This is a genomic window from Pseudooceanicola nanhaiensis, from assembly GCF_020171315.1.
Lineage (GTDB): Bacteria > Pseudomonadota > Alphaproteobacteria > Rhodobacterales > Rhodobacteraceae > Pseudooceanicola > Pseudooceanicola nanhaiensis_A.
The window spans coordinates 1-25770 of record NZ_JAIUZP010000007.1 but is presented as its reverse complement, the minus strand read 5'-3'; the positions used below and the strand labels follow the sequence as shown (position 1 = coordinate 25770).

Genomic DNA, 25770 nt, shown 5'->3' with positions numbered 1-25770 from the left:
CCCATGACCCAGGCAGCGCCTGACCTTCTTCTGGGCCTGATCGGCGACAATATCGCCAAATCCCGCTCGCCCCTCCTGCACCAGCTGGTGGGGCGGCAGAACGACATGGTCGTCCGCTATGACCGCCTGATCCCGCGTGAGCAGGGCAAGGAGTTCGACGAACTCTTTGCCTGGTGCCCCGGCGCGGGCTACCGCGGGATCAACGTGACCTACCCCTACAAGGAACGCGCCTTTGCCAAGGTCACGGTCGAGGACCCGCTGGTCCGCTCCGTTGGCGCGGTGAACACCGTGCTCTTTGACGCCGAGGGCGCCAAGGGCCACAACACCGACTTCTCGGGCTTCATGGCCGCCTATCGCGCCGCACGGGGTGAGACGCCCCCGGGCGCAGTGCTGATGATCGGCACCGGCGGCGTGGGCCGGGCGGTGGCCTTCGGGCTGCTGGGCCTCGGCGCCCCGGCGCTGCGCCTCGTGGACCGGGACCTGCCCAAGGCCGAGGCGTTGGCAGAAGAGCTGCGCGCCACCGGCAAGGGCGCCGAGATCACCGTGCATTCCGATGCGGCCGAGGCCGCAGAGGGCGCACAGGGGCTGATCAACTGCACCCCCGTCGGCATGGTCGGCTACGAGGGCACCCCCCTGCCCGCCCCCGCAATGGCCGGGGCAGAGTGGGTCTTTGACGCCGTTTATACCCCCACGGACACGCAGTTCCTGCAGGATGCAGAGGCCGCGGGCCTTCAGATCATCTCGGGGTGGGAGCTCTTCTTCTGGCAGGGCGTCCACGCCTGGACGCTCTTCTCGGATGGCAAATCCCTCGACACGCAGGCCCTGCGTGCGGCACTCTTGGATCCAGCGACGACGGAGCAATGATATGAAGACCGCGATCGCCACCGTTTCGATCTCGGGCAACCTGCGCCAGAAGCTGGAGGCCATCGCGGCCGCCGGCTTCGACGGGATCGAGATCTTCGAACAGGATTTCATCGCCGATGCGGGCAGCCCGCGCGACGTGGGCCGGATGATCCGCGATCACGGTCTCGACATTCCGCTGTTCCAGCCGTTCCGTGACTTCGAAGGCCTGCCCGGCGCCCTGCGCACCAAGGCCTTCGACCGGGCCGAGCGCAAGTTCGACCTGATGCAGGAACTGGGCACCGACCTCGTCCTCGTCTGCTCCTCGGTCCATCCCGAGGCGCTTGGCGGGATCGACCGTGCCGCCGCCGATTTCGCCGAACTGGGCGAACGGGCGGCCAAACGCGGCCTGCGCGTGGGCTACGAGGCGCTCGCCTGGGGCCGTCACGTGAACGACCACCGCGACGCATGGGAGATCGTGCGCCGCGCCGATCACGCCAACATCGGCCTGATCCTCGACAGTTTCCACACCCTCTCGCGCGGGATCGACCCGGACACGATCCGGCGCATTCCCGGCGACAAGATCTTCTTCGTCCAGCTGGCCGATGCGCCCAAGATCGACATGGATCTGCTCTACTGGTCGCGCCACTTCCGCAACATGCCGGGCGAGGGCGACCTCGACGTGACCGCCTTCATGCGGGCCGTGACGGCGGCGGGCTACACCGGGCCGATCAGCCTCGAGATCTTCAACGACCAGTTCCGCGGCGGCTCGCCCAGGACGATCGCCAAGGACGGCTACCGCTCGATCATCGCGCTGATGGACGACGTGCGCCGGGCCGAGCCTGACGTGACCGTCGACATGCCCCCCATGCCCGCAAGGCTGGAGCTGACGGGGACCGAGTTCATCGAATTCGCCAGCCGCGGGGCCGAGGCCGAGAGCCTGGGCAAGCTGCTTGCCTCGCTCGGCTTCCGGGCCATCGGGCACCACATGTCGAAGAAGTTGACGCTCTGGCAGCAGGGCGACATCCGCATCGTAGTGAACAGCGAGCCCGGCGATTTCGCGGGCACCGCCTACAATGTCCACGGCACGACGATCTGCGACGTGGGCATCGGCGTCTCCTCCGCCCATGACACCGTGGCCCGCGCCACCGCGCTCGGGGCCGAGGCCTTCAGCCAGCCGCTGGTGCCCGGGCAGCTCGACATTCCCGCGATCCGGGGGCTTGGCGGCTCGATCCTGCACTTCCTCGATGACAGCGACGCGCTGCGCGATGTCTGGAAGGTGGAATTCACCGTGGACGAAGCCGCCGATACCACCGGCACCGGGCTGACCCGGGTCGACCACGTGGCCCAGACCATGACCTATGACGAGATGCTGTCGTGGTCGCTGTTCTACACCTCGCTCTTCGACATGAAGAAGGCGCCGATGTTCGACGTGGTGGACCCGGACGGGCTGGTGCGCTCGCAGGCGCTTGCCGCCGGCAATGGCGCGCTGCGGATCACCCTCAACGGCGCCGAGACACACCGCACCATGGCGGGCAGCTTCCTTGCCGACAGTTTCGGCGCCTCGGTCCAGCACGTCGCCTTCGAGACGGACGATATCTTCGCCTGCGCGGCCAAGCTGGCCGAGAATGGTTTCGAGGCGCTGCCGATCTCGCCGAACTATTACGACGACCTCGCCGCGCGCTTCGACATCGCGCCGGAGGTGCTGGAGGCGATGCGTGCCGCCAACATCCTCTACGATGCCGATGCGCAGGGGGAGTATTTCCAGATCTACTCCCGCCCCTTCGCGGGCGGCATGTTCTTCGAGATCCTCGAACGCCGCGGCGCCTATGACGGCTATGGCGCGCCCAACGCGCCGTTCCGCATCGCCGCGCAGAAGCGGGTCACCCGACCTGCCGACATGCCGCGCCAATAGGGTCGAAACCGCCCGATAGGGCATGATTCACGAGAGTCCCGCCCGCCACCGTGCCGGCGGGACTCTTGACTTTCAGCCGCCGGTCACCGCCAATCCTTGCAATTCGCGCAAGGGAGGTGTGGCGATGAACCTGCGGGCCCTGCAATTGTTTCGGAACATCGTGCTCACCGGCTCCCTCACCGAGGCGGGCGAGCGGATCGGGCTGTCTGCCTCTGCCGCCAGCCGTCTGCTGGGGCAGTTGGAGAGCCAGGTGCAGCTCACGCTCTTCTCCCGCTCGCGGCGCAACCTGCAACTGACCGAGGACGGCGCGCGCTTCTACCAGCAGATCGGCAATACTCTGGACGGGATCGAGGAGATCCCCGCCATCGCCCGCGACATCCGGGATCAGGGTGGGCGGCACCTGTCGGTCGTGACCGCGCCGCCGCTGGCCAATGCCCTCGTCGTGCCAGCGATCACCGCCATGCGGGCGGGCGGCGCCGGGTTCAACTGCAACGTCCAGACCGAGAGCCGCTTCGGCATCGAGAGCAAGGTGGCGGCGCGGGGTTACAACCTCGGCGTCATCTCCCTGCCGGTGCAGAACGAGATCATCGCCCTCGACATCATGCCGCTGATCCGCGCGCGCTATTCGATCCTCATGCCCGAGGATCACCCCCTCGCCACGCGGGAAGAGGTGACGGTGCAGGACCTCGCCACGCAGCCTCTGGTCTCGCTCACCACCGGGCAGCTCTGGCGCAACCGGCTGGAGGAGGTCATGGGCGACGCGGGCCTGCGCACCGAGGTGGCGTTCCAGACCGGTTCGACCCTCGTAACCGTGGAAATGGTGCGCCATGGCCTCGGCCTGACGCTGATCGACCCGGTCTGCGTGCCTGCCACGGCCCTTGGCGGGGTCACCATGCGCCCGCTCGCCGGGGATCACTGGCTGACCTATGCCTCGATCCGTGCGCAGGGGCCACAGTCCGACCTTGCCGAGGGCTTCCTCGACGCGCTCTCGGGTGTGATCGAGCGGCGCCGGACGGATACCCCAGCGCTCGCCGATCTGGTCTACCTGATCTAGCCCGCCAGCTGCCCGGCCCGCGCCCGCGCCATCCCCGCTGCGTCCCGCGCGATGCGGGCGCTGTCGCCGGTATAGGCTGCAGGATCGAGGGCGGCTTTGATCTCTGCCGCGCTCAGATGGGCCGTCACCTCGGGCGCGGCGGTCAGCACCTCCAGCGGCGGCCGCCCGGCGCCGTGTTCCAGCGCGTGATGGACGATGTCGTGCGCCTGCGCCCGGCCAGTCAGCGGGGCCAGCCGCATCATCAGGTTCTCCGTCGCGATGCCCCCGCCGGACAGAGCGGCATTCTCCGCCATCCGGGCGCGGTTCAGGGCGATCCGGCCCAGCAGCTGGCGGAAATCCTCGACCATGGTCCATCCCAGCGGCACGGCCCGGTCCAGCACCGCGCTGAGAAGCCCGTTCGGCGCCGCGTCGCCCTCGTGACTCGACCGCCCGGTTTCCAGTGCGGGCCCGGCAAGGCCGCGCAGCTCCGCCGCCTGCGCCAGCACCTTGACCACGAACTTTGGGTTCACCTTGTGCGGCATGGTGGAAGAACCGACGGTGCCAGCGTCCAGCACCTCTGCCACCTCGCCGATCTCCTGCGTCATGAGCAGGTAAAGCTCCCCCGCCACCCGCTCGACCGTCATCGCCAACATGGACAGCTGCACCACGTATTCCGCGAAGAGGTCATTGCCCGTGCGGCCCGGCACCAGCAGCTCCCGCAGGCCCAGCCGGGCGGCGAGGCGGCGGTTGATCTCCTGCCCCTGCGGCCCGAAGGCCTGCATCGCCCCCACGGCCCCGCCGAAGGGCAGCGCGAAGAGCCGGGCGCCCGCGTCCTCCAGCCGATCGGCGGCGCGGCAGATCTCTTCGATCCAGCCGGCGACCTTGAAGCCGAAGGTGATCGGCAGCGCATGCATCCGGTTGGTGCGCCCGGCGGTCAGCGTCTCGGCCTCGGCCTCGGCCAGCGTGCCCAGCCGGTCGAGCACCCCGGAAAGCCCCAGCCGGATCGCCTGATCGGCCTGCCGGATCAGCAGGATGCGCCCGGTCTGCATCACGTTCTGGGTGGTCGCGCCCCAGTGGACGTAATCGCCCGCGGGCCCGGCGGCCTGCGACAGCAGCCGCGTCAGAGACAGCACGGGCGCCAGCGTGCGGCGGATGTCGGCCTCCAGCGCCTCGACCCCGAGGGTTTCCAGCGTGGCGGCCTTGCGGATTGCCACGGCGGCCTCGGCGGGGATGATCCCCATCTCGGCCTGCGTTTCGGCCAGCGCGGCCTCTACATCCAGCCAGGATTGCCAGAGCGTTTCACGTGAAAACAATGTCGTCGCGGTGAGGACCTTGCCGGGAGAATTCATTCGGCCACCTCGATTTCCTCTGGTTTCGTCTCGAACCTGGGCGCCGCCGCCAGCAGGTTGATCGTATAGGCATCGCTGGGATGGGAGAGCACCTGCGCGGTCGCCCCCTCCTCCACGATGCGACCCTGGTACATGACGGCGACGCGGTCGGCGATCTGGTGCACCACGGCCATGTCATGGGTGATGATCAGGCAGGTCAGCCCCATTTCGGCGCGCAGGTCGTCGAGCAGGTTGAGGATCTGCGCCTGTACCGAGACATCGAGCGCCGAGGTCGGCTCGTCACAGATCAGCGCCTCGGGCCGGGTCACGAGGGCACGGGCGATGGCCACCCGCTGTCGCTGCCCGCCGGAGAGCTGGCTGGGATAGGCATGAAGCAGCCGTTTCGGCAGGCGCACGAGGTCCATCGCGTCGCGCACGGCCTGATCGGCGCGCTCCTTCTCGCCCCGCAGGACGAGGGGACGGGCGATGATCTCGGACAGGCGGCGGCGCGGGTTCAGGCTGGAATAGGGATCCTGGAAGATCGGCTGGACGAAGCCCGCCCGTTCCGCGCCGCTCAACTCCGCCACCGGGCGGCCCAGCATCGTCACCTCGCCCGAGGTCGGCGTGGCCAGACCCAGCAGGATGCGCGCCAGCGTCGACTTGCCCGACCCGCTTTCGCCGATCAGCGCCAGCGTCTCGCCGCGCTTCAGGGTCAAATCTACCTTATTTAGAGCCTTAATCTCGCGCTTCGGGCCAAAGAGACCCTTGCGGCTGTGGAACACCTGCGAAACCGCGCGGGCGCTGATCACTGCCTCGCCCACGGGTTCGGCATGGGCGCGCAGGGGTTCGGCCATGCGGCGGCCCGTGGGGGGCGTTGTCAGGACGCAGAGGCAGTAATGATCGGGCCCGTGCTGCCGCTCCGGAGGGCGGGCGGCGGTGCATTCGGCCCGGGCATGGGCGCAGCGGGGCGCGAAGACGCATCCCAAGGGCTGCGACATCAGCGAGGGCACGGTGCCGGGGATGGCACCAAGCCGCGCAGGCGCATCACCCAACTGCGGAATCGCCTGCAACAGAGACTGTGTATAGGGATGCGCGGGGGCCCGCAGCACCGCCTGCGAGGCGCCCTGTTCGATGATCTCGCCGCCGTACATCACCGCCACATGGTCCGAGCGTTCGGCCACCACGGCGAGGTCGTGGGAGATCAGGATCATGCCCATCTGCCGCTCGCGCCGCAGGTCATCCAGCAGGTCGAGGATCTGCGCCTGCACCGTGACATCGAGTGCCGTCGTCGGCTCGTCCGCGATCAGCAGGTCGGGGTCCAGCATCAGGGTCATGGCGATCATGACGCGCTGCCTCTGGCCGCCGGACATCTGGTGCGGATACTGCCCCATGCGCCCCTCGGGATCGGGGATGCCGACACGGTCCAGCAGGTCGATCGCTTTGCGGCGGGCCTCTGCGCCCGACAGCAGGCCGCGCATCACCGCGCCCTCGGTCATCTGGCGGCCGATCGTGTAGACCGGGTTCAGCGAGGTCATCGGTTCCTGAAAGATCATGCCGATCCGGGGGCCGGCGATCTGCCGGGTGAAGCTGCGGTCGTCCAGATCGCGCAGGTCCTGCCCGGCGAGGGCAAGGCGCGTCGCCCGGCAGTCGGCCCCGCGCGGCAGCAGCCGCATCAGCGCCAGTGCCGACATCGACTTGCCCGAGCCGCTTTCGCCGACGATCCCCAGCGTGCCGCCCTGATCGAGCGAGAGGGAGACATCGCGCACCGCGTGCAGCGTGCCGTTGGGCAGCGGCAGCGAGACGGAGAGACCCTGGATATCGAGAAGTCTGGTCATTTCGAACGGCCCTCCGGCGAGGTGATGTCACGCAGCCCGTCGCCCATCAGGTTGGCGCCGATGACCAGCAGGAAGAGGCAGATGCCCGGCAGGACCACCAGCCACGGGCGGTAGAACATGGCCTGCTTGCCCTCGGCGATCATCAGGCCCCAGGACGGCGTGGGGGGCTGGATGCCGACGCCCAGGAAGCTGAGCGAGCTTTCGGCAAGGATCGCGATGCCCAGTTCGAAGGTGAAGATCACGATGATCGAGGAGGCGAGGTTGGGCAGGATCTCGTGCCAGATGATCTGGCGCGGGGTGGCGCCCGAGGCGGCAGCGGCGGCGACGAAATCGAGGCTGCGGATGCGCTGCGTCGCGGCCCGCGTCACCACGAGGTAATAGGTCCAGTGCAGCACGCCGACGATCCCGATCACGACCCAGATCGAGGGGCCGATGATGAAGACCAGCGCCATGGCCAGCAGCAGCCCCGGCAGCGCCAGTTGCGCGGTCAGCAGGAAGCTGATGGCATGGTCCACCCAGCCGCCGAAGTAGCCCGCCAGCACCCCCAGCGTGACACCGATCAACATGCCGATGGTGGCCGCGCCAACCCCGATGGTGATCGAGACGCGGGTCCCGTAGATCAGCCGCGACAGGTAATCGCGCCCGTTCTGATCGGTGCCCAGCAGGTAGTCGGGATTGCCGCCCTCGGCCCAGACCGGGGGCAACATCCGGTTGGCCAGCGATTGCTGGAAGGGATCGTGCGGCGCGATGTAGGGCGCCAGCAGGGCGATCAGCGCGATCAGCAGCAGCAGGCCCGCCCCGATCAGGAAACCGGTGTGGCCAAAGAGCCTCTGGCGGAAGATCTGGCCGGGGGTCAGCCCCTCGGCCTCGGCCTCCGGGCCGCTGTCGACGGCGGCGAGTGTCATGTCAGTGTCGGTCATCCGATCCGGATCCTCGGGTCAAGCGCCGCATTCAGGATGTCGGCGAGCAGGTTCATGGCGACGAAGACGATGGCAAAGACGAAGATCAGCATCTGCACGGTCGGGATGTCCGCGCCGAGGATCGATTCCAGTGCCAGCCGTCCCAGCCCGTTGATGGCAAAGATGCTTTCGGTGATGACGGAGCCGCCGAATTTCTGGCCCAGTTGCACCGCCAGGACCGAGATCACCGGCAGCAGCGCGTTGCGCAGCGCATGGCGTTGCAGCAGCGGCCAGCCGCGGAAGCCCTTGGCCCGTGCAGTGCGGATGTAGTCGGCGCCCATGACCTCGATCAGGCCGGTGCGCGTCAGCCGCATGACGGCGGGCACGGAAGAGGCCCCCAGCACGAAGGCCGGCAGGACGAAGTGGCGCCATGTGTCATCGCCCGAAACCGGGAAGATCGGGACCATGACGCCGAAGAGGATGATCATGATCAGCCCCAGCCAGAAGTTCGGCACCGCCTGCGCCGAGACGGCCACGCCGAGGGCGAAGCGGTCAATCCAGCTGTTGGGGTTCAGCGCGGCGAGCGCACCCAACGGAATGGCGATAAGGATGGTGACTGCAAGAGCCGAAAACGCCAGTGTCAGGGTCTCATCGGCGCGGTCGACGACCAGTTCCGCCACCGGCTTGTGCCAGTAGTAGCTTTCCCCGAAATCGCCCTGAAGCACCCCGCCGAGCCATTCGGCGTAGCGCACCGGCATCGGCTGGTCGAGCCCGTATCGGGCGCGGATCGCCTCCACCACATCGGGGGTGGCATCCTCGCCGGCGATGGCCTGTGCCGGGTCGGTGGCGACGTTGAGAAGGAAGAAGGCGGCAAGCGACACGGTAAAGGCCACGAGCAGGGCGAGGAGCCCCCTGAGCGCGATGTATCTGAGCATTGTGGTCTCCGGCTGGGATCAGGCGGGCGAGGTCAGGCGAGCTGGGATCGGTCGGTCTGGCGGGGCCGCGCGGGCCCCGCCGCCCCCGTCATTTCCAGCTGGCGTGCTGCAGGCGGGGCAGCCCGTCCGGATCAAGCGGGAAGTCGAGGTCCGGCGAGACGAGGTAGTTCGCCGAATAGGTGAAGAGCGGCGCCCAGTAGGCTTCGTCCGCGATCTTGCCCAGCGCCTCGGAGTAGATCTCCTTGCGCTTCTCCTGATCCGCCGTCTGTTCGGCCGAGAGGACCAGCGCCTCGAGGTCGGCGTCGCCCGACATGTTGCGGTCGCTGTCGGAGAAGTGGATGCGCGCGATGGCCGCCGTATCCGCCGTGCCGCCCGAGCCCCAGGTGCCGAAATAGGCGGGGATGTCACGGGCCGCGCGGGCCTGGTTCAGGCTCTCCAGCTTGACGTAGCGCAGGTCTACCTTGATGCCCACAGCGGTCAGGTCCGCTGCCACCGCTTCGGCCGCGGCCTTGTCGCGATAGGCCCAGAGCTCCAGCGGGAAGCCATCGGCAAAGCCTGCCTCGGCCAGCAGGGCCTTTGCCTTCTCGGGGTCGTAGGGATAGGCGGTGACGGATTGGTCACAGCCGAACTGCGCCGGGTGGCAGGCGGTGTGGATCGCCTCGGCAGAGCCGCCGATCAGGTACTTCGCCATCTCCTCGGTGTTCAGCGCGTGGTTGATCGCCTGTCGCACACGGACATCGGTTAGCGGGCCTTCCGGGTCGGTGTAGCCATGGGCGTCGAGCACGATGAAGCCCACCCGCAGGTCCGCGCCGCTGAGATGCGAGGCCATCGGTGTCTTGCCGAGGCTCTCGGCCAGATCGAGCGGCACCTTGAACATCCAGTCCACGCCGCCCGACATCAGTTCGGCCTGCTGGGTGCCCACGTCGGGGATGTTGCGCACGATGATCTTCTGGATCGCGGGCTTGTCGCCGAAGTAATCCTCGAAGCGTTCCAGCACCAGTTCGGTGCCCGGCTCGAAGGAGGTGACCTTGTAGGGGCCCGTCGCGATCAGGTCGCTCGCCATGGCGTCGCGGTTGATCGTGCCGTTGGCGTCATAGGTCCCGGCCTTGCGGATCATGATCCGGTTCGCCATGTCGCGGATCACCAGCGGATAGACCGAGGCAAGGTGGAAGCGCACCTTGTTCGGCGCCACGACCTCGGCGTTCTCCAGCCAGCGGGAGACGACGCCGGTGGCATTCGACTCGCTCTCGGGGGATTTGATCCAGTTGTAGCTGTAGGCCACGTCCTCGGCCGTCAGGGTGCTGCCGTCGTGGAACTTGACGTCCTCGCGCAGGGTCACGTCCAGCGTGGTGTCATCGACGAAGTCATAGGCCGTCGCGATGGAGGGCTGCACCTCCTGCGACACCGGGTCGATGGTGAAGAGCGTGGCATCGGTCAGCTGTGCGAGGATGATATACTCGCGCTTGGTGGTGTAGTTGTAATCGAGGTTCAGGATCTCTTCGGCCATGGCGGCGCGAAGCGTGTCGTCGTTCTTGCCGGCGTGGGCCGGTCCGAAGGACAGGGCAAGTGCAATGGCACTTGCAGCGCCAAGAGCGCGCAAGCGGAAATTCATGATAAGGTTCCTCCCAAAACGTAAGCGAAGCCTAGCGCGGGGGATTCCTTTCTAAAATTGAAAATATCCCAAGATTACTTGCAACGCATGCAAGAGTCGTCGCACAGGCTTCGGGCAGCGCAAGGGAATGGCCCCCCGCGCAGGGCGGCCTTTGCAGCGCGCCCGCTTCCCCCCGGCGGGGCCCGGCAGTAGGGTCGCGCCGCGCAACAGGAGACGACAGATGGCCGATGGATCGCAACGACAGACGAAAGTGACATCCAGCCACTGGGGCGCCTTCGAGGTGGACGTGGAGGGCGACCGCATCGTGGCCGCCAGGCCCTTCGCCGATGACCCGAACCCCCATGCGGTGCCCTATGTCATCCCCGCCGCCGTGCATCATGCCACGCGCATCCAGCGCCCCGCGATCCGGCGCGGCTGGCTTGAAGGCCGCCGCAAGGAGGGCCGCGGCAGCGATGATTTCGTCGACCTGCCCTGGGACGAGGCGCTGGAGATCGCGGCGCAGGAACTGGACCGCGTGCGCAAGGCCCACGGCAACGAGGCGATCTTTGGCGGCTCCTACGGCTGGTCCTCCGCCGGGCGGTTCCACCATGCGCAGAGCCAGGTCCACCGCTTCCTGAACGCCATGGGCGGCTATGTCGCCTCCTTCGGCAGCTATTCCACCGGCTGCGCCCAGTCGATCATGCCCCATGTCTTCGGCGAGAACTTCCTGAGCCTGATTTACGACAATCAGGACAGCTGGGAGGTGATCCACGACCACACCGATACCATCGTGATGTTCGGGGGGATCAATCCCAAGAACTCGCAGGTCTCCATGGGCGGCGTGACGGAGCATGGCACGGCGGGCTGGATTACCAAACTGCTGGCCAAGGGCACCTATTGTCTCAACGTCGGCCCGCAGCGGGTGGACGCCCCCGAGGGCTGCGACTGGCTGCCCCTGACGCCCGCCTCGGACACGGCGCTGATGCTGGCACTGGCCTATGTGCTTGAGGACGAGGGGCTGACGGATCATGCCTTCCTCGAGCGCTACAGCACCGGCTTCGCGCAGTTCCGCCCCTACCTGATGGGCGAGAGCGACGGCACGCCCAAGACGCCCGAGTGGGCCGCCCCGATCTGTGGCTGCGATGCCGAGGCGATCCGCACGCTGGCGCGCCGGATGGCGGCGGGCCGCACGCTGATCACCGTGGCATGGTCCCTGCAGCGCGGCGAACATGGGGAGCAACCCTACTGGATGTCCGCCGTTCTGGCGGCGATGCTGGGCCAGATCGGCCTGCCCGGCGGCGGTGTCGGCTATGGCTACGGCGCGATCGGCGGCGTGGGCAAGGTGCTGCGCCGGATGGGCGGGATGACCCTGCCGCAGGGCGACAACGCGGTCTCCACCGTGATCCCCGTGGCGCGGATCGCCGACATGCTGCGCAACCCCGGGCAGGACTATGACTTCAACGGGCGGCGCGGCCCCTACCCCGATATCCGGCTGATCTACTGGGCCGGCGGCAACCCGTTCCACCACCATCAGGACCTGAACGCCCTGCATGCGGCCTGGCAGCGGCCCGAGACGATCCTCGTGAACGAGATCTGGTGGACGCCCACGGCGAAACGCGCCGACATCGTCTTCCCGGCCACCACGTCCTACGAGCGGGAGGACATCGGGCGGTCTTCGATGGATGAATACCTCTTCCACATGCCGCAGATGATCCCGCCCGTGGCCGAGGCCCGCGACGATTACGACATCTTCGCCGGGATCGCCGCGCGGATGAAAGGCGATGTGGAGGCGGTGTTCACCGAGGGCCTGAGTTCGACCGAATGGATCGAGGCGCTCTATGCCGATTACCACGACCGCGCGCAGGCCGACGGGATCGACGTTCCCACGCTGGAGGGCCTGCGGGAAAAGAACTGGGTCCGCCTGCCGATCCTCCTGACCGGGCATCAGGAGACGGTTCTGTCGCGCTTCCGGGCCGATCCGGAGGGGGCAGCGCTCAAGACGCCCTCGGGCCGGATCGAAATCTTCTCGGAAAAGATCGACGGCTTCGGCTACGACGATTGCCCGGGCCATCCGGTCTGGCTGCCGCCCAGCGAATGGCTGGGCACTGCCTGCGAGGCCACGCCGCTGCACCTCGTCTCGCCGCAACCGGGCGACAAGCTGCACAGCCAGCTGGAGGCCGCACTGGCCGACCGGCCCGGCGCCCGGCCCGAGACGCTGCTGATCCACCCCGCCGATGCCGCCCCGCGCGGGATCGAAAGCGGCATGCTGCTGCGGGTCTTCAACGCCCGCGGCGCCGTGCGCGCCCGTGCGCAGGTGAGCGAGGACATCCGCCCCGGTGTCGTGGCCCTGCCCACCGGCGCATGGTTCGGCGATCCCGGCGGCAATATCGACCCGCACGGCAACCCCAACGTGCTGACGAAGGACGTGGGCACCTCGCGCCTCGCACAGGGCAGCAGCGCCCATACCGCGCTGGTTCAGGTGGCGGCGCAGGACGCCTGACACCCCGCCCCCCCGGGCAGATCGTCACGCGGGCGCGCTCCGGCGCCCGTGGCGGGATCCTGCGGCCCGTGGTCTTCAACGACTCAGGCCTTCGCTCGGCCGCGCAGCGCTCCGTCAGGAAGGCTGACGCAATCCGCGGGATCGCATCGTTTCAAGATTGGACTCTGTGCCGATTTATCGCGAATCCCGTTAGATTCAGGGAATCCGCAATGTAAAGCTTGACAGAAACAGGATCGGCTTGATTTAGCTTATATTGTTTAAGTTACAGATAAATATGAGAAAAGTCATGCCGATGCGCTCTATTAGTGCTTTGTTCTCGCTTGGTCTTTGCGCTTTCACCACACTTTCCGGTCCCATTCTCGCGCAGACCGCAAACGCCGAGCCATCGACACGGGTTCTGCAATTCGGGTCGCAACCGGTTGAAATCGGTAAAGATCTCGGTGGCATTTCCCAATTGATCATGCCGAGACTGCCGACGGAGGATCAAGCCAAGGTCGCGTTCCTCTCGACGATCCTGCGGTCGAACACGATTTCCACCTTCGTCGCCAATTCGGACGAGTTGGGCGGCAATACGGATCAGCTCTTCGTCACGCTCGACGGAGCCATTTCCCTCTCGGACCCCGGCAGCGCGCCGGCCGATGGCACTGTTGCCCCGCAATCGGGCCTCGCGATCGACATTGGCGGCGAGGAAATGGCGCTCGATGAATTCGGCAATCGGCTCTCCGGCGTGATCAAGGCCGTCGCGCCGGAATATCGCCAGATCGCCTTCTTCCGGCTGTCGGATCCCGCGAATGTCTTTGCGGCCCATGTGACCGAATTCCAGAAAACCGTGGCCAGCAGCGGCTTTGCAATGGTCGTCGCCGAAATCGGCGCCCGGGCTGAGGGCTGTGGCCCCGCCGTGGAACCCGCCACCGCTCTGGTCGCCGGTCTGGCCGATCGTCAGCCCTTCGGTGACGGAGACGGCCAGACCAGTGCCGCCGAGGCCTCCCGCTGGCTGACCGATGCCCTCGCCCGTCCGGGGCGGCGCAACGCGGACTGCGGCAACACCTATGCGCTCGTGGTGCGGGCGGATGCGGAGGACGGCAAGACCGTCGCGCTCAGCGTGCCGGGTGCGCTCTCCCGCGATCTGGAAAGCCAGGTCTATTTCGAGAGCTTCGAGGCCAAGTTCCTGCTCGGCTCCGGCGAGACCGACAAGGTCGGCGCCTTCCTTGAGGATTGCGTCTTCTGCCCCAACGAGCGCGAGTTGACCGACGAACTGGCGCTGCGGCGGCAGGAAGAGATGAAACGCCAGCTGGAGGCGGAAATCTGGGCTGGCATCCGCGAGGATGCGATGCCGGACCGGCTGCAGATCTACCTGAGCAACTGCCAACTTTGCGAATTCCGGGACGAGGCCGAAACCGCCATCGCCGAGATCGCGGCACGCGACGCGGCCCGCGCGGCGGAGGCGGCCGATTTCCGGCGCTTTGCCGAGTTGCGGGACCTGACGTGGCTGCGCGGCTATGCCACCGGCTGCGTCGCCTGCGATTTCCGCGACGAGGCGCGCACGCTGATCACCACCATCGAGGCCGATGCCGCCTATCGTGTCGAAACCGCCTCGCTTCTGGACGCGCTGGAAAGCCGCGACCGCACCGCGCTGGAGACCTGGCTGGAGACCTGCGCCACCTGTGACCGCCGCGATGAGGCCGAGGCCGAGCTTGCCGCCCTGATCGAGGCCGAAACGCTGATCGGCCCCTGCGTGGCCGCGGCCGGACTGCCCCAGTTCGGCGGCCCGCGCCAGCTGGCGGACATCAATCGCAGCGCGGCGCGCGAGGCCTGTGACGCGGCCGTGGCAGCCCTGCCTGCCAACCCGCGCCTCAAGGTGATCGCGGCCCGGATCGACCAGGCCGATGGGATGCTGGAGGCCGCCAAGGCCGCCTATGACGAGGGCGTCGGGGCGGATGTGAGTGAGGCCTACGGGCTGAGCGCCTATATGCGCTTCAACCCGCCCGCCGGACAGGGCCCCGATTTCGAGGCCGCCGCGGCCCTTGCCCGTGGCGGTGCCGCGAAGGGTGACTGGCTGTCGAAGGAAATCCTGATGCTGCTCTACTCGCGCAACCTCGTCGCCGGGCATGACCAGTCCGAGGCCGCGCTGATCGCGGCGGATGCAGCAGAGGACGGCAATATCGTCGGGGAGTTCTTCCTGGGCTACTTCAAGCTGAACGGCATCGGGCTGCCGGTCGATGAACAGGGCGCCTATGACTCGCTGAAACTGGCCGCCGACAAGGGCTATGTCCGCGCCAAGCCTTTCCTGGCCGAGATCTACGAGCGCGGCGATGCGATTTCAGCCGATCCCGACAAGGCGGCGGAGCTGCTTCTGTCCGGCCTGAAGGAGCGCGACAGCGTGGCCGTGGCCCGGCTGACCGACCAGTTGGGCGAACGGCCCTCGCTCGTGATCCGGGCGATCCAGCAGAAACTGCAGGACGAAGGGGTCTACAGCGGCCGGGTGGACGGGCTGAACGGCCCCGGCACCGTGGGTGCGATCCGCGCCTATGCCGACAGCTTCCGGCAGCAGGGATAAGACAGGATGACCGCTCTGACATCATTCCTGCGCGGCGGCGTGCTTGCCCTTGGCCTGACCTGCGGCCTAAGCGGCACGCAGGCCTCCGCCGACACGCTCTTCTGCCCGCAGACCGAAACCCGCGTTGCCGTTCTGGGCGACAGCCTCGCCGACGGGGTTTGGGGCGCCATGTTCCGGGGCTGGCTGGGCTGCGACACGCTCGATCTCTACCGCGTGACAGAGGTGGGCGACGGCCTTGCCAAGTCCGATCCGAGCGCCTGGAGCGGCCGGCTGACCGGCGGCATCGGCGGCGCCGCCCGGACCGACCTCGTGGTGATCCAGGTGGGCGCCAACGACATCCGCGCGATCCGCACCGATGGCGGCCGCGCCGTCTTTGACACGCCCGATTGGGATACGCTCTACAGCGACCGGGCGCGGGCGCTGCTGACCGCCGCCCGGGGCATTTCCGACAACGTGATCTGGCTCGGCCTGCCGATCGTCGGGGATGACAAGCTTGAAGGGCCCTACAGCCGCGTGTCGGCCCTGCAGGCCGCCGTGGTGCAGGAACGCGCCGCCTCGGACAAGCAGACGCTCTTCGTCGACATGCACGAGGAAACGCAGTTCGGCACCGGCGGCTACGTGCAGAGCGTCACGCTCGGCGACACGCTGACCCAGCTGCGCGCCTCGGATCGCATCCACTTCAGCGAGCGCGGCTACGACATGGTTGTGGACGTCTTCAGCCAGGAAATGGAACAGCGCCTCAAGACCGGCGACCTGGAGACGAACCTCAATGAGCTTATCCTTCAGTAGACGGGCCGCAGCGACGCTGCTGCTTCTGGGCGTGCTTCAGGTCTCGGGCTGCGCGGTCGCCCCGGCGCAGGACCTCGGCCAACGGCTGACCGACCCGGCCAAGCCGCAGCGCAGCCAGATGGCGCACCGCCCCGCGCGGGTCTTCACCGCCGAACAGCCCGCACGTCTGATGGTCATCGGCGACAGCCTCTCTCAAGGCTTCGGGCAGGGGTTGAGCCAGCGCGCCGCCGAACGCGGTCTGAACCTGCGCGTGCTCGAACGGGGCCGGGTCTCGAGCGGGCTGGCACGCGCGGATTTCTACGACTGGCCCGCCACCTTCGAGAGCCTCGCGGCCAGCGAGAAGCCCGACCTCGTCGTGGCCCATTTCGGCGCGAACGACATGCAGAGCGTCACCCGCCCCGGCAACCGCGGCACCTATGGCACCGACAGCTGGGAGCCCGCCTACCGGGCCGAGACCCGGCGCGTGATCGAGGCCGCCCTGGCCAACGACGCGGTGATCCTCTGGCTCGGACCGGCGCCGGACGGTCATGCGAACCTCGGGCGGCACCTGCAGCGGGTCGCGCAGATCTTCAAGGAGGAGATGGAGGCCAGCGGGGCGCTCTACCTGCCGCTGGCAGAGGATTTCGGCGGTGACGACGGCAGTTTCGTCCGGGCGATCCCCGTTAACGGAACCAATGTCACGATCCGCACCGGCGACCTGAGCCATTTCAACCTGCGGGGGTACCGGCTGGTGGCGGACCGGATCCTCGACGACCTCGTGCGCTATTTTCCCGACCTGTCGCCGCGCACGGATGAACTGGCAGCGCTTCAGTAATGCTGTTCCCGACGCTCGCGTTCATCCTGTTCTACGGCGTCGTGCTGATCCTCAACCTCGCCGTGGACGGGCGCCCGGCGCTGCGCAAGGCGATGCTGATCGCCGCCTCCTATGTCTTCTACGGCGCTTGGGACGAACGGTTCCTGCTGCTGATGGGCGGCGTCACCGCGGTGGCATGGCTGGCCGGGCTGCTGGTCACGCGCCCCGGCTGGCGACGCCCCGTGCTGATCCTGTCGATCACGGCCCTGCTGGGGACGCTGGGGGTTTTCAAATACGCGGATTTCTTCGTCCTCTCCCTGTCGCAGCTTCTGGCCCGCATGGGACTGGAGCGGGACATGGTCTGGGTCGGGCTGGTCCTGCCGGTGGGCATTTCCTTCTACGTCTTTCAGGCCATCAGCTATGTCGTCGACGTGGCGCGCGGGGATGTGCCCGCGCGGCGCAACGCGGCGGACGTGGCGCTCTATATCTCGTTCTTTCCGCAACTGGTCGCCGGGCCGATCGTGCGGGCGCGGGATTTCCTGCCCCAGATCGACGCCCCCCACCCGCCCAGCGCAGGCGAGCGCGGCGAGGCGGTGCTGCTGATCCTGACGGGGCTGCTGAAGAAGCTGGTGATCGCCAACTACCTTGGCGTGCTGCTGGTCGATCCGGCCTTTGCCACGCCGCTGCAGCTCGACACGCTGACCGCATGGGCCGCGCTGCTGGGATATGCGATCCAGATATACTGCGATTTCTCGGGCTATTCGGACATTGCCATCGGCGTGGCGCTTCTGCTGGGCTACCGCTTCCGGCGCAACTTCAATCAGCCTTACCGGGCGACCTCGCTGCGGGACTTCTGGCGCCGCTGGCACATCTCGCTGTCGACCTACATCCGCGATTATCTCTACATCCCGCTTGGCGGAAACCGGGGCGGCCTGTTGCAGCAGGCGCTGGTGCTGATCGCCTGTTTCACGCTCTCGGGCTTCTGGCACGGGGCCGCGTGGTCCTTCCTGCTCTGGGGATTGCTGCATGGCCTCGCCCTCGCGGGCGAACGGCTGTGCCAGGCGCGGGGCCTGCGCCTGCCCGCCCTGCCCGGCTGGGGCCTGACCTGTCTCATCGTTCTGCTGCTCTGGCTGCCGTTCCGCGCGCCGGACCTGATCATCGTACGGGACTACCTCGGCGCCCTCTTCGGTCAGGCGGCGGCAGAGGCCCCGCCGATCCTGCCCGCGCTCTGGGGCCTGCTGGCGCTCGGGCTTGCGCTGAACTGGGCCCCGCTGACCCTGCGGGGGCGCGCCATCGCGGTGCTGGGCCGCCTGCCCGCCCCGGCGCAGGCCCTCACCCTGGGCACCGGCGTGTTCCTCGCCTTTGCCATCGCACAGGAAGGGACATCCCCCTTCATCTATTTCCAGTTCTGAGGGGAGGAGGAGATGCGCCGCCAGATGACAAACTTCACCGTGACGACCTGGCTCTTGCTGCTTGCGGCCTGGGTCCTCTCGGGCGACCGGTTCCTCGACTGGGCCTACCAGATGCCGGACCTCGGCCCGCTGGACGACCGCCTGCTCGACCTGCTGACGTGGCTCGATGACCGGCGCGCGGCGCTTGGCCTTGGCGATGTCTTCGGCCGGTTGAGGAGCTGGCTGCACGCAACCACCGGCCTCGGCTAGGCCGGGCACTGACCATTTCGATCAAGGACATTTCAGCAGACCACATAGGGAGAACGCTCATGACTTTGGACAGACCCAATTCACGACGGAATTTCCTGCGCGGCGCCACGGCCGCCCTCGCCCTTGCCCACGTCGCCGGGCGACTGCACGCCTCTGCCTCCGCGACGGGCACGGGAACGGGCACGGACCCGGCCCTGCGCTACCTCGAGGCGGTGACGCCCGCAACGGGCACGCCCTATCTCGCCCCCTCCGCGCTGCACCCGGCCTACAGCCACGCCGTCTATGTCAACGCCGCCACCTCGGGGCCTCATGCCCAGAAGATGTGGGTGATCGCGCGGGCGGGCGACGGCTGGAGCCTGCTGGCCAGCGATGACAGCCACTGGAGCGGACGCGAGATGCCCGATGGCGGGCCGGGCTACAGCTGGCCCGTCTCCACCGGGCGCAAGTACCCGGGCGACAGCCGCTCCGGCCCGACGCCGCTGGGGATCTTCAACGTGGATGACCGCAGGCACCGGCCCGGCTGGGGCTCGCCGGGGATGTACAACGCGCTCTACATCGACCTGCATTATTCCAGCGGGCGCGCCTCGGGCGTGGCGATCCACGGTACGACCAGCGGGCAGTACCGCAAGCTCGGCCGCGTCGACAGCCATGGCTGCGTGCGGATGCGGCAGAGCAACGCCGACCTGATCTGGAACCTGATCCACCCCGACGGGGTGCGCGGGGCGGCCTCGCCGCTCTGGGGCGAGATCCCGCGTTATTTCACCTCTGCCGTGGGCACCGGGATGACGCCCCGCCGGGGGTACGTGCGCGACGGATCGTTGCTGCGCGACGCCTCGGGCGCCCTGCTCACGCGGGAGGGATACCGGATGGTCTTCGTCTTCTTCTGGGATGCCGCGTGAGGGCTTGGGCGATTGTCCGGCGGGGTGTCCTCCTCGCCTGCCTGCTGGTGGCGGGGCTGACGGTGGGGCTTTCGGGCCGCGCCGCACAGGCGCAGGACGTGACGCTGGCGCTGTTCCGGCCCGCCCTGCCCCTGTCGCTTGCCATAGGCCACCCGCCGGCGCCGGGCATCCTGACGTTTCGCGGGCGGCCGGACCGGGCGGGCCATGCCACCGGCAGCCTGCCGCGCGCGCCCCGGGTGCTCTGGCGGGCGGGGCCCTACTGCGGCCCCTCGACCGATCAGCACGGCACCCGGACGTGGTGCGGCACCGGCTGGACCGGCCAGCCCGCGATCCGGCCTCGCCCCGACGGCCGGGTCGAGGTGATCTTTGGCGCCTATGACCACGCGGTGCATTTCCTAGACGGGGCGACGGGGATGCCGGTGCGGGCGGCCTTCCGCACCGGCGATATCGTCAAGGGGTCCGTCTCGCTCGACCCGGAGGGGCTGCCGCTGCTCTACACCGGATCGCGGGACGATTACCTGCGCGTGCTGCGCCTCGGGCCCGAGCGGGCCGAGGAGCTGTGGCGGCTGAACGGGAACGCCCCCGACGGGATCTGGAACAATGACTGGGATGCCAGCCCGCTGATCCTCGGCGACTGGATGTTTCAGGGTGGCGAAAACGGCTGGTTCCACGTGATCCGGCTGAACCGGCACCGAGACGCGCAGGGCCGGATCGCCGTGACACCGGAGCTGGTGAACCGGATCGCCGGGTTCACGCCCGCGCTCTTCGCCGCTGTCGGCGACCGCGCGGCGAGCATCGAGAATTCCACCATGGCGTTGAACGGCACCGTCTGGTTCGCGAATTCGGCGGGCCTCGTGCAGGGCCATGACATCGCCGCCCTGACGCAGGGCAGGCCGCGCGACGAGACGTTGGTGATGGAATGGCGCGCGGGCGACGATATCGATGCCACGCTGGTGGGCGGCCCCGAGGGGGAGGTCTACATCGCCGTCGAGGACGAACGCCGGCCGAGCCCGGACAAGGCCCTTTCCGGCCATCTGGCGCGGCTCGACCCGTCGCGGCCCGACGCGCCCCTCGTCTGGTCCCTGACCTTCGAGGGCAGCTTCGGCGGCGACGGCGGTGTCTGGGCGACCCCCGCGCTTCATGCGGGCCATCTCTACGTGCCGACCCATGCCGGGGGGCTCTATACGGTCGAGGCCGCCACCGGCCTCGTGACCGACCGGCGCCCGGCCCCGGCGCATGGCTGGTCCTCTGCCGTGGTGGTCGGCGGGCAGCTGCTGCTGGGAACCTGCTCGGGTGACATGGTGGCCTACAGCCTCGCCGATCCGGCCCGCCCGAAGGAGGTCTGGCGCTTCCATCCGCCGGGCGCGGGCTGCTGGGAAAGCACCCCCGCCGTCTGGGACGGCGTGATCTACGTGGGTAACCGCAATGGCTATGTCTATGCCATAGGCGAGAGCGCGGAGGCGATGCTGGTCGATGTCGGTCTTCAGTAGGGCCCTCGCGCCCCTCGTCCTCACCCTCCTGACCGCCGTGCCAGCCCCGGCGCAGGAACTGGTGGTCTCCTTCGGCGGAGACGTGAACTTCGCCCGGTCCCGGCAGCGGCCCCTGCCCGACCAGATCCACAAGTTCGGCGCCCTGCCGATCGAGATGGCGACCGAGGCGCTCAGCCGGTACTGGACCTCGGACCTGAACCTGATCAACGTCGAGACGGTGGTGTCGGATCGTGACGGGGCCAGCAGCCCGACCAAGGCCTTCGTCTTCCGCAGCCATCCCGAAAGCTTCCGCCACCTGATGGATCTGGGGGTGAACGGCTTCTCGCTGGCCAACAACCATGCTTTCGACCACGGCCGTCAGGGGCTGCGCGACACGCTGTCTTTCTTCCGCCATGAACAGGCCAGCCGCCTGCGGCCCCTGCTCTTTGCCGGGATCGGGCGCGGGGCGGAGGCCTTCACCCCCGCCATCGGCACCTTCAACGGTGTCCGCGTCGCCTTTGCCTCGGCCTCCTTCGGCTCCGGCGCCTTCCGCCCGTCCGGGGACGACGTTGGGATGACATATCTCACCGTGCCTTCGGATTTCGCCGCCGTCCTGCGCGGGCTGCGCGATGCGCGGGCCGATATCCGCATTCTCTCGCTCCACTACGGGACCGAGAACATGATCCAGCTGAACGCCGGGCAGAGGGCGCTCTTCCGGCGCGGCATCGAGGAGGCGGGCGTGAACCTCGTCATCGGGCATCATCCCCACGTGGTCCGCGCGGTGGAGGCCGCCCCCGAGAAGGGACAGGCGATCTTCTATTCCATGGGGAACCTCCTCTTCATCGGCGGGGCCGAGAAGGACAGCGCCCCGCTGGGACAGGACTATGGCCTGCTGGGACGGGCCTATTTCCAGCGCACCGGAGCCGAGGGCTGGCGCATCACCGCGCTGGAGGCCGCACCGATGCGCAGCGTCCACCTCGCCCCCGAGCCGGTGACGGGCGACCGGCTGCGACGTACGATCGACCACCTGAACCGGCTCTCGGCCCTGTCAGTCGGGGCGGATGCGGTGGCCTTCACCCCGTCGCCGCTTGCGAACCAGCCGACCGGGCTGGCCTGCTTCGGGGCGAACTGGGGCCCGCGGGCCGCCGCGCTCTGCTGTGCCCGCACCGCCGGGCCCAACCCGCAATGCGACCTGCCTGACCCGATGTGACCGCCCTCCAAGCGTCGTCGCGCCGCGCAATCCGCGCCGGTCAGGCGGCAAGCGCCGCGTGTGGGGCAGCTGCCGTCGGGTTCCCGCCCCTGCGGTCCGCAAAGGCGCCTGCGCCGCAGCGACAGGCCTTGGCCCCCGCGAGAAAATCGCGGATGCAGAGGGCAGGTGCCCATACGCGGCAGAACAGGACAGCGACAGGAGCGACTATGGCGGTCAGGACAGCGATTATCGGCCTCGGGATCATGGGACGGCGGATGCTGGAACACATGCTGCGCCACGAAGGCTATGCGCCCGTGGCCATGTGGGACCCCTCCGCCGAGGCCTGCGCGGCCGCGGCCGAGATGGCGCCCGGCGCCCGGATCACCGCATCGGCCGAAGAGGCCATCGCCGAGGCGGACCTCGTCTACCTCGCCTGCCCGCCGGTCCCGCGCAAGGCCTATGCCCTCGCGGCCGCGGAGGCCGGTAAGGCCGTCTTCCTCGAGAAGCCGCTGGGGGTGGACCTGGCCGAGAGCGAGGCGCTGGTGGCCAGTCTGACCGCCGCGGGCGTCCCGGCGGCGGTGAACTTCACGCAGGCCGCGGGCGAGGCGCTGGCGGATGTCTCCGCGGCGGCGCAGTCCGGCGCCATGGGCGCGCTTGCCGGGGTCGACATCGTCGTCACCTATGCCGCATGGCCGCGCGACTGGCAGGTCGCGGCAGACTGGCTGCGGTTCCGCGACGAAGGCGGCATGACCCGCGAGGTGCTCTCGCACTTCCTCTTCTTCACCCAGCGTATCCTTGGCCCGCTGTCCGTGGTCGTGGCGCATCCCAGCTACCCCGCCGATCCGGCCATGTGCGAAACCGCCCTGCTGGCGCGGCTGGAGACGGCCGAGGGCGTGCCGGTCTCGATCCTCGCCTCGGTCGGCGGCGCACAGCCGGACCGGCAGGAATTCACCGTGAAAGGCACGAAGGCGAGCCACAGGGTCTCGAACTTCTCCGAGGCCGCGGTTTCGGACGGGGGGCCGTTCGTGCCGGTCCCCGCCAAGCCCGGCGAGCGCCGCGCAGTGGCCCTGCGGGCCCAACTTGACGACCTGCTGCTGGCCATCGCGGGCAAGCCGCACCGGCTCGCCACCCCGCAGGAGGCGCTGAACGTGCAACGTCTTGTCGAGGAAATGCTGCGCGGCAAGGCCTGACGACCGGGACCGCCCCGCCGCCATTGCGGGGCGGCCCCTGTACCCTGCCGAGCCACCCGAATGGCCCGGGAAGGCGCGCGCATTGCTGCAAGGCATGGCTTGCAGCGGGATGCCGCCAGCCTGCGAGGATTCCTGTTCTCGTGCGATCAGATCGGTGCCATGGTGCACGCGACTGAGAGGCGGCGGGAGGGATGACCCGCGCGCGCGGCCTGCGCCCTGCCGTCGGCGCCTGTACAGCGCGGCCTATCATCGGGTGTCCCCCATGTTTCTCGATCTCGGCCCCTATGCGCCTCAGGGCGCCCTTCTTCTGGTGGCTGTCGTCTTTGCCTTTTTCCTGAGCGAGCGGTTCACGGCCGAGGTCACCGCGTTTGGCGGCGTGGCGGTGGCGCTGCTGCTCGGGCTCGTCACCACGGATGATGTGCTCAAGGCACTCAGCAACTCGGCGCCGGCCACCATCGGGGCGATGTTCGTGCTCAGCGCCGCCCTCGTGCGGACCGGTGTTCTGGAAGCCGTGGCCGAAGGGCTGAGCCGTGGCATGGCGCTGCGCCCCGGACTGACCATCGTTCTGTTCTTTGCCCTCGCCGCGATCGCCTCGGCCTTCATGAACAACACGCCGGTGGTGATGATCCTGATCCCCGTCGTCTTCGGCCTTGCCCGGCAGATCGGCTCCAGCGCGTCGCGCTTCCTGATGCCGCTCAGCTTCGTGGTGATCATGGGCGGGACCTGCACGCTTATCGGGACCTCGACCAACATCCTCGTGGACGGGGTCGCCCGGGACCTCAACCTCGCGCCCTTCTCGCTCTTCGAGATCGCGCCGCTCGGCCTCGCCCTCGCGCTTGTCGGCAGCCTTTTCCTCGCCGTCGCCGCGCCCCGCCTGCTGCCCGAACGGACAGCGCTGGCAGAGGTGCGTGCCCCGCGCAGCGGACGGTCGTGGCAGGTCGAACTTTTCGTGCCCGCGACCTCTCCATTGGTCGGCCGCAAGGTCAGCGACATCCCCGATTTCCGCCGCAGCGCCACCCGTCTGGTGGACCTGATCCGCGGCGACGTCTCCCTGCGGCGCGCGCTTCAGGCGCAGGAGTTGCAGGCCGGTGACCGGGTCGTGCTGCATACCTCCGATGCGGAACTCGTGGGCTACCGGGGTGAGGGCTCGCGCGGGCTGGCCCTGCCCGGGCTCGAACCGGGGACCGCGCGGCGGCACCAGGTGATCGAGGCGCTGGTGAAGGATCGCAAGGGCCCGTTCTCCGGCCTCGGCTGGCGGCGGAGCCACGGGGTCTATCCGATCGCGGTGCACCGCAAGGGCAGCGCGCGCGACATGACGGATGCGACGCTGCACCTGATGCCGGGCGATACCGTCCTGCTGGACGGCCCGGCAGAGGACATCGCGCGGCTCGCCCGGGACGAGGACCTGATCCTCCTCGCGCCGCTGGAGGCCCGCGCCTTCCGGCGCGCCAAGGCCCCGATTGCGATTGGCGTGCTGCTGGCCGTGGTTCTGGGCGCGGCGCTGAACCTTGCGCCGATCCTGCCCCTCGCCCTCGTCGGCGCGGCCATCGTCCTGCTGGCCCGCTGTGTCGAGCCTGACGAGGGCCTTGGCGCCATCGACGGCCGCCTGCTGCTGCTGATCGTCTGCATGCTGGTCCTCGGCACGGCGATGGAGCGCAGCGGGGCGATGGCCCTGATCGTGGAGGCGATCTCTGGCCCGCTGTCGCGGCTGAGCCCGATCCTCGCCCTGGCGCTGATCTATGCGGTGACCTCCGTCCTGACCGAGATCGTGACCAACAACGCGGTCGCCGTGATCATGACCCCGATTGCCGTCGGGGTGGCCACGGCCCTGGGCCTCGATCCAAGGGCCTTCGTCGTGGTCGTGATGTTCGGCGCCAGCGCCAGCTTTGCCACGCCGATCGGCTACCAGACCAACACGATGGTCTACAACGCGGGCGGCTATCGCTTCACCGACTTCCTGCGACTGGGGCTGCCGATGAACATCCTCGCCGGGGCCGTGACCGTTCTGCTGGCACCCGTGTTTTGGCCGTTGCAGCCGTAGTTACTGCGCAGCCGGGGCCGCGACAGGCGCCTCGGCTGCGCGTAGGCCGGTGATGTGGTGCACAGGGCGCGCCGCGCCCGAGGGCGGATCAGCGCCAGCGGTGGTGCAGGACGATAATCGGGAGGGGGTGGAAGAGTGGTGCCGCTGAAGGGAGTCTGACCTGCTCCCCGTAGTGTCCGGGTTTATGAGTTCGCTCTGTTCAGGATTTGGTCCTCTATTGACCGTTGGTGATACTCCCACGGGGTAAGCCCGTCGAGGCTCGTGTGGGGGCGGTGATGGTTGTAGTCGTTGCGCCACGCTTCGATC

At 68.4% G+C, this 25770-nt stretch carries 20 protein-coding genes; 14 read left to right on the top strand and 6 right to left on the bottom strand.

Features of this window, described 5'->3' with window-relative positions; translation table 11 throughout:
* Positions 1-3 precede the first annotated feature (3 nt).
* The 3 genes from LCM32_RS12525 to LCM32_RS12515 all read left to right on the top strand — a co-directional run bounded on the left by LCM32_RS12525 (position 4) and on the right by LCM32_RS12515 (position 3809).
* Positions 4-864: a shikimate dehydrogenase family protein gene (locus tag LCM32_RS12525; protein ID WP_224821417.1), complete on the top strand. Its 861-nt coding sequence runs from the start codon at positions 4-6 to the stop codon at positions 862-864.
* A gap of 1 nt (position 865) precedes the next feature.
* Positions 866-2755, top strand: a complete 1890-nt coding sequence (locus LCM32_RS12520; RefSeq protein WP_224821416.1) for a bifunctional sugar phosphate isomerase/epimerase/4-hydroxyphenylpyruvate dioxygenase family protein — start codon at positions 866-868, stop codon at positions 2753-2755.
* 124 nt (positions 2756-2879) lie between these two features.
* Positions 2880-3809: a LysR family transcriptional regulator gene (locus LCM32_RS12515; RefSeq protein ID WP_224821415.1), complete on the top strand. Its 930-nt coding sequence runs from the start codon at positions 2880-2882 to the stop codon at positions 3807-3809.
* Here the strand turns inward: LCM32_RS12515 and LCM32_RS12510 are convergent.
* From LCM32_RS12510 to LCM32_RS12490, 5 genes are all read right to left on the bottom strand, one after another.
* On the bottom strand, positions 3806-5101 hold the full coding sequence (locus LCM32_RS12510; RefSeq protein WP_224821414.1) for a lyase family protein: 1296 nt from the start codon (positions 5099-5101) through the stop codon (positions 3806-3808). The two genes, LCM32_RS12515 and LCM32_RS12510, sit on opposite strands and share 4 nt — an antisense overlap.
* 32 nt (positions 5102-5133) lie before the next feature.
* Positions 5134-6951: an ABC transporter ATP-binding protein gene (locus LCM32_RS12505; RefSeq protein WP_224821413.1), complete on the bottom strand. Its 1818-nt coding sequence runs from the start codon at positions 6949-6951 to the stop codon at positions 5134-5136.
* Positions 6948-7871: an ABC transporter permease gene (locus LCM32_RS12500; protein WP_224821412.1), complete on the bottom strand. Its 924-nt coding sequence runs from the start codon at positions 7869-7871 to the stop codon at positions 6948-6950. The genes LCM32_RS12505 and LCM32_RS12500 overlap by 4 nt, the downstream gene beginning before the upstream one ends.
* A complete protein-coding gene (locus tag LCM32_RS12495) occupies positions 7868-8785 on the bottom strand; it encodes an ABC transporter permease (protein ID WP_222490748.1) in 918 nt (305 codons plus the stop codon). Before LCM32_RS12495 ends, LCM32_RS12500 begins: the two co-directional genes overlap by 4 nt.
* 88 nt (positions 8786-8873) lie before the next feature.
* Positions 8874-10397 carry an ABC transporter substrate-binding protein gene (locus LCM32_RS12490; RefSeq protein ID WP_224821411.1) on the bottom strand — a complete coding sequence of 508 codons (1524 nt, stop codon included), beginning with the start codon at positions 10395-10397 and terminating at the stop codon, positions 8874-8876.
* A 220-nt stretch (positions 10398-10617) separates the two neighbouring features.
* Here LCM32_RS12490 and LCM32_RS12485 point away from each other — a divergent pair, with 220 nt between their 5' ends.
* The 11 genes from LCM32_RS12485 to LCM32_RS12435 all read left to right on the top strand — a co-directional run bounded on the left by LCM32_RS12485 (position 10618) and on the right by LCM32_RS12435 (position 25464).
* A complete protein-coding gene (locus LCM32_RS12485) occupies positions 10618-12876 on the top strand; it encodes a molybdopterin-dependent oxidoreductase (protein WP_224821410.1) in 2259 nt (752 codons plus the stop codon).
* 454 nt (positions 12877-13330) lie between these two features.
* Entirely contained in the window at positions 13331-15433 is a 2103-nt protein-coding gene (locus LCM32_RS12480) for a peptidoglycan-binding domain-containing protein (RefSeq protein WP_224821409.1), read from the top strand.
* A 6-nt stretch (positions 15434-15439) separates the two neighbouring features.
* Positions 15440-16222: a GDSL-type esterase/lipase family protein gene (locus LCM32_RS12475; RefSeq protein ID WP_224821408.1), complete on the top strand. Its 783-nt coding sequence runs from the start codon at positions 15440-15442 to the stop codon at positions 16220-16222.
* Positions 16203-17036, top strand: coding sequence for a DUF459 domain-containing protein (locus LCM32_RS12470; RefSeq protein ID WP_224821407.1), 834 nt, complete (start codon positions 16203-16205; stop codon positions 17034-17036). The genes LCM32_RS12475 and LCM32_RS12470 overlap by 20 nt, the downstream gene beginning before the upstream one ends.
* Positions 17036-18427, top strand: coding sequence for an MBOAT family O-acyltransferase (locus tag LCM32_RS12465; RefSeq protein WP_224821406.1), 1392 nt, complete (start codon positions 17036-17038; stop codon positions 18425-18427). The genes LCM32_RS12470 and LCM32_RS12465 overlap by 1 nt, the downstream gene beginning before the upstream one ends.
* A gap of 24 nt (positions 18428-18451) precedes the next feature.
* Positions 18452-18676 carry a hypothetical protein gene (locus tag LCM32_RS12460; protein WP_224821405.1) on the top strand — a complete coding sequence of 75 codons (225 nt, stop codon included), beginning with the start codon at positions 18452-18454 and terminating at the stop codon, positions 18674-18676.
* Between the two features lie 59 nt (positions 18677-18735).
* On the top strand, positions 18736-19575 hold the full coding sequence (locus LCM32_RS12455) for a L,D-transpeptidase (RefSeq protein WP_224821404.1): 840 nt from the start codon (positions 18736-18738) through the stop codon (positions 19573-19575).
* Positions 19576-19622: 47 nt separating this feature from the next.
* Positions 19623-21065: a PQQ-binding-like beta-propeller repeat protein gene (locus LCM32_RS12450; RefSeq protein WP_224821403.1), complete on the top strand. Its 1443-nt coding sequence runs from the start codon at positions 19623-19625 to the stop codon at positions 21063-21065.
* On the top strand, positions 21049-22254 hold the full coding sequence (locus LCM32_RS12445) for a CapA family protein (protein ID WP_224821402.1): 1206 nt from the start codon (positions 21049-21051) through the stop codon (positions 22252-22254). The genes LCM32_RS12450 and LCM32_RS12445 overlap by 17 nt, the downstream gene beginning before the upstream one ends.
* 206 nt (positions 22255-22460) lie before the next feature.
* A complete protein-coding gene (locus LCM32_RS12440; protein ID WP_224821401.1) occupies positions 22461-23423 on the top strand; it encodes a Gfo/Idh/MocA family protein in 963 nt (320 codons plus the stop codon).
* A 262-nt stretch (positions 23424-23685) separates the two neighbouring features.
* The gene (locus LCM32_RS12435; RefSeq protein ID WP_224821400.1) at positions 23686-25464 is read left to right on the top strand and encodes an SLC13 family permease; all 1779 of its coding nucleotides are present in this window, start codon (positions 23686-23688) and stop codon (positions 25462-25464) included.
* A 182-nt stretch (positions 25465-25646) separates the two neighbouring features.
* On the opposite strand, the gene LCM32_RS12430 is transcribed toward LCM32_RS12435, so the two are convergent.
* Positions 25647-25770 (bottom strand): integrase core domain-containing protein (locus LCM32_RS12430; RefSeq protein ID WP_224821722.1); only part of this gene is annotated, 124 nt, incomplete at its 5' end.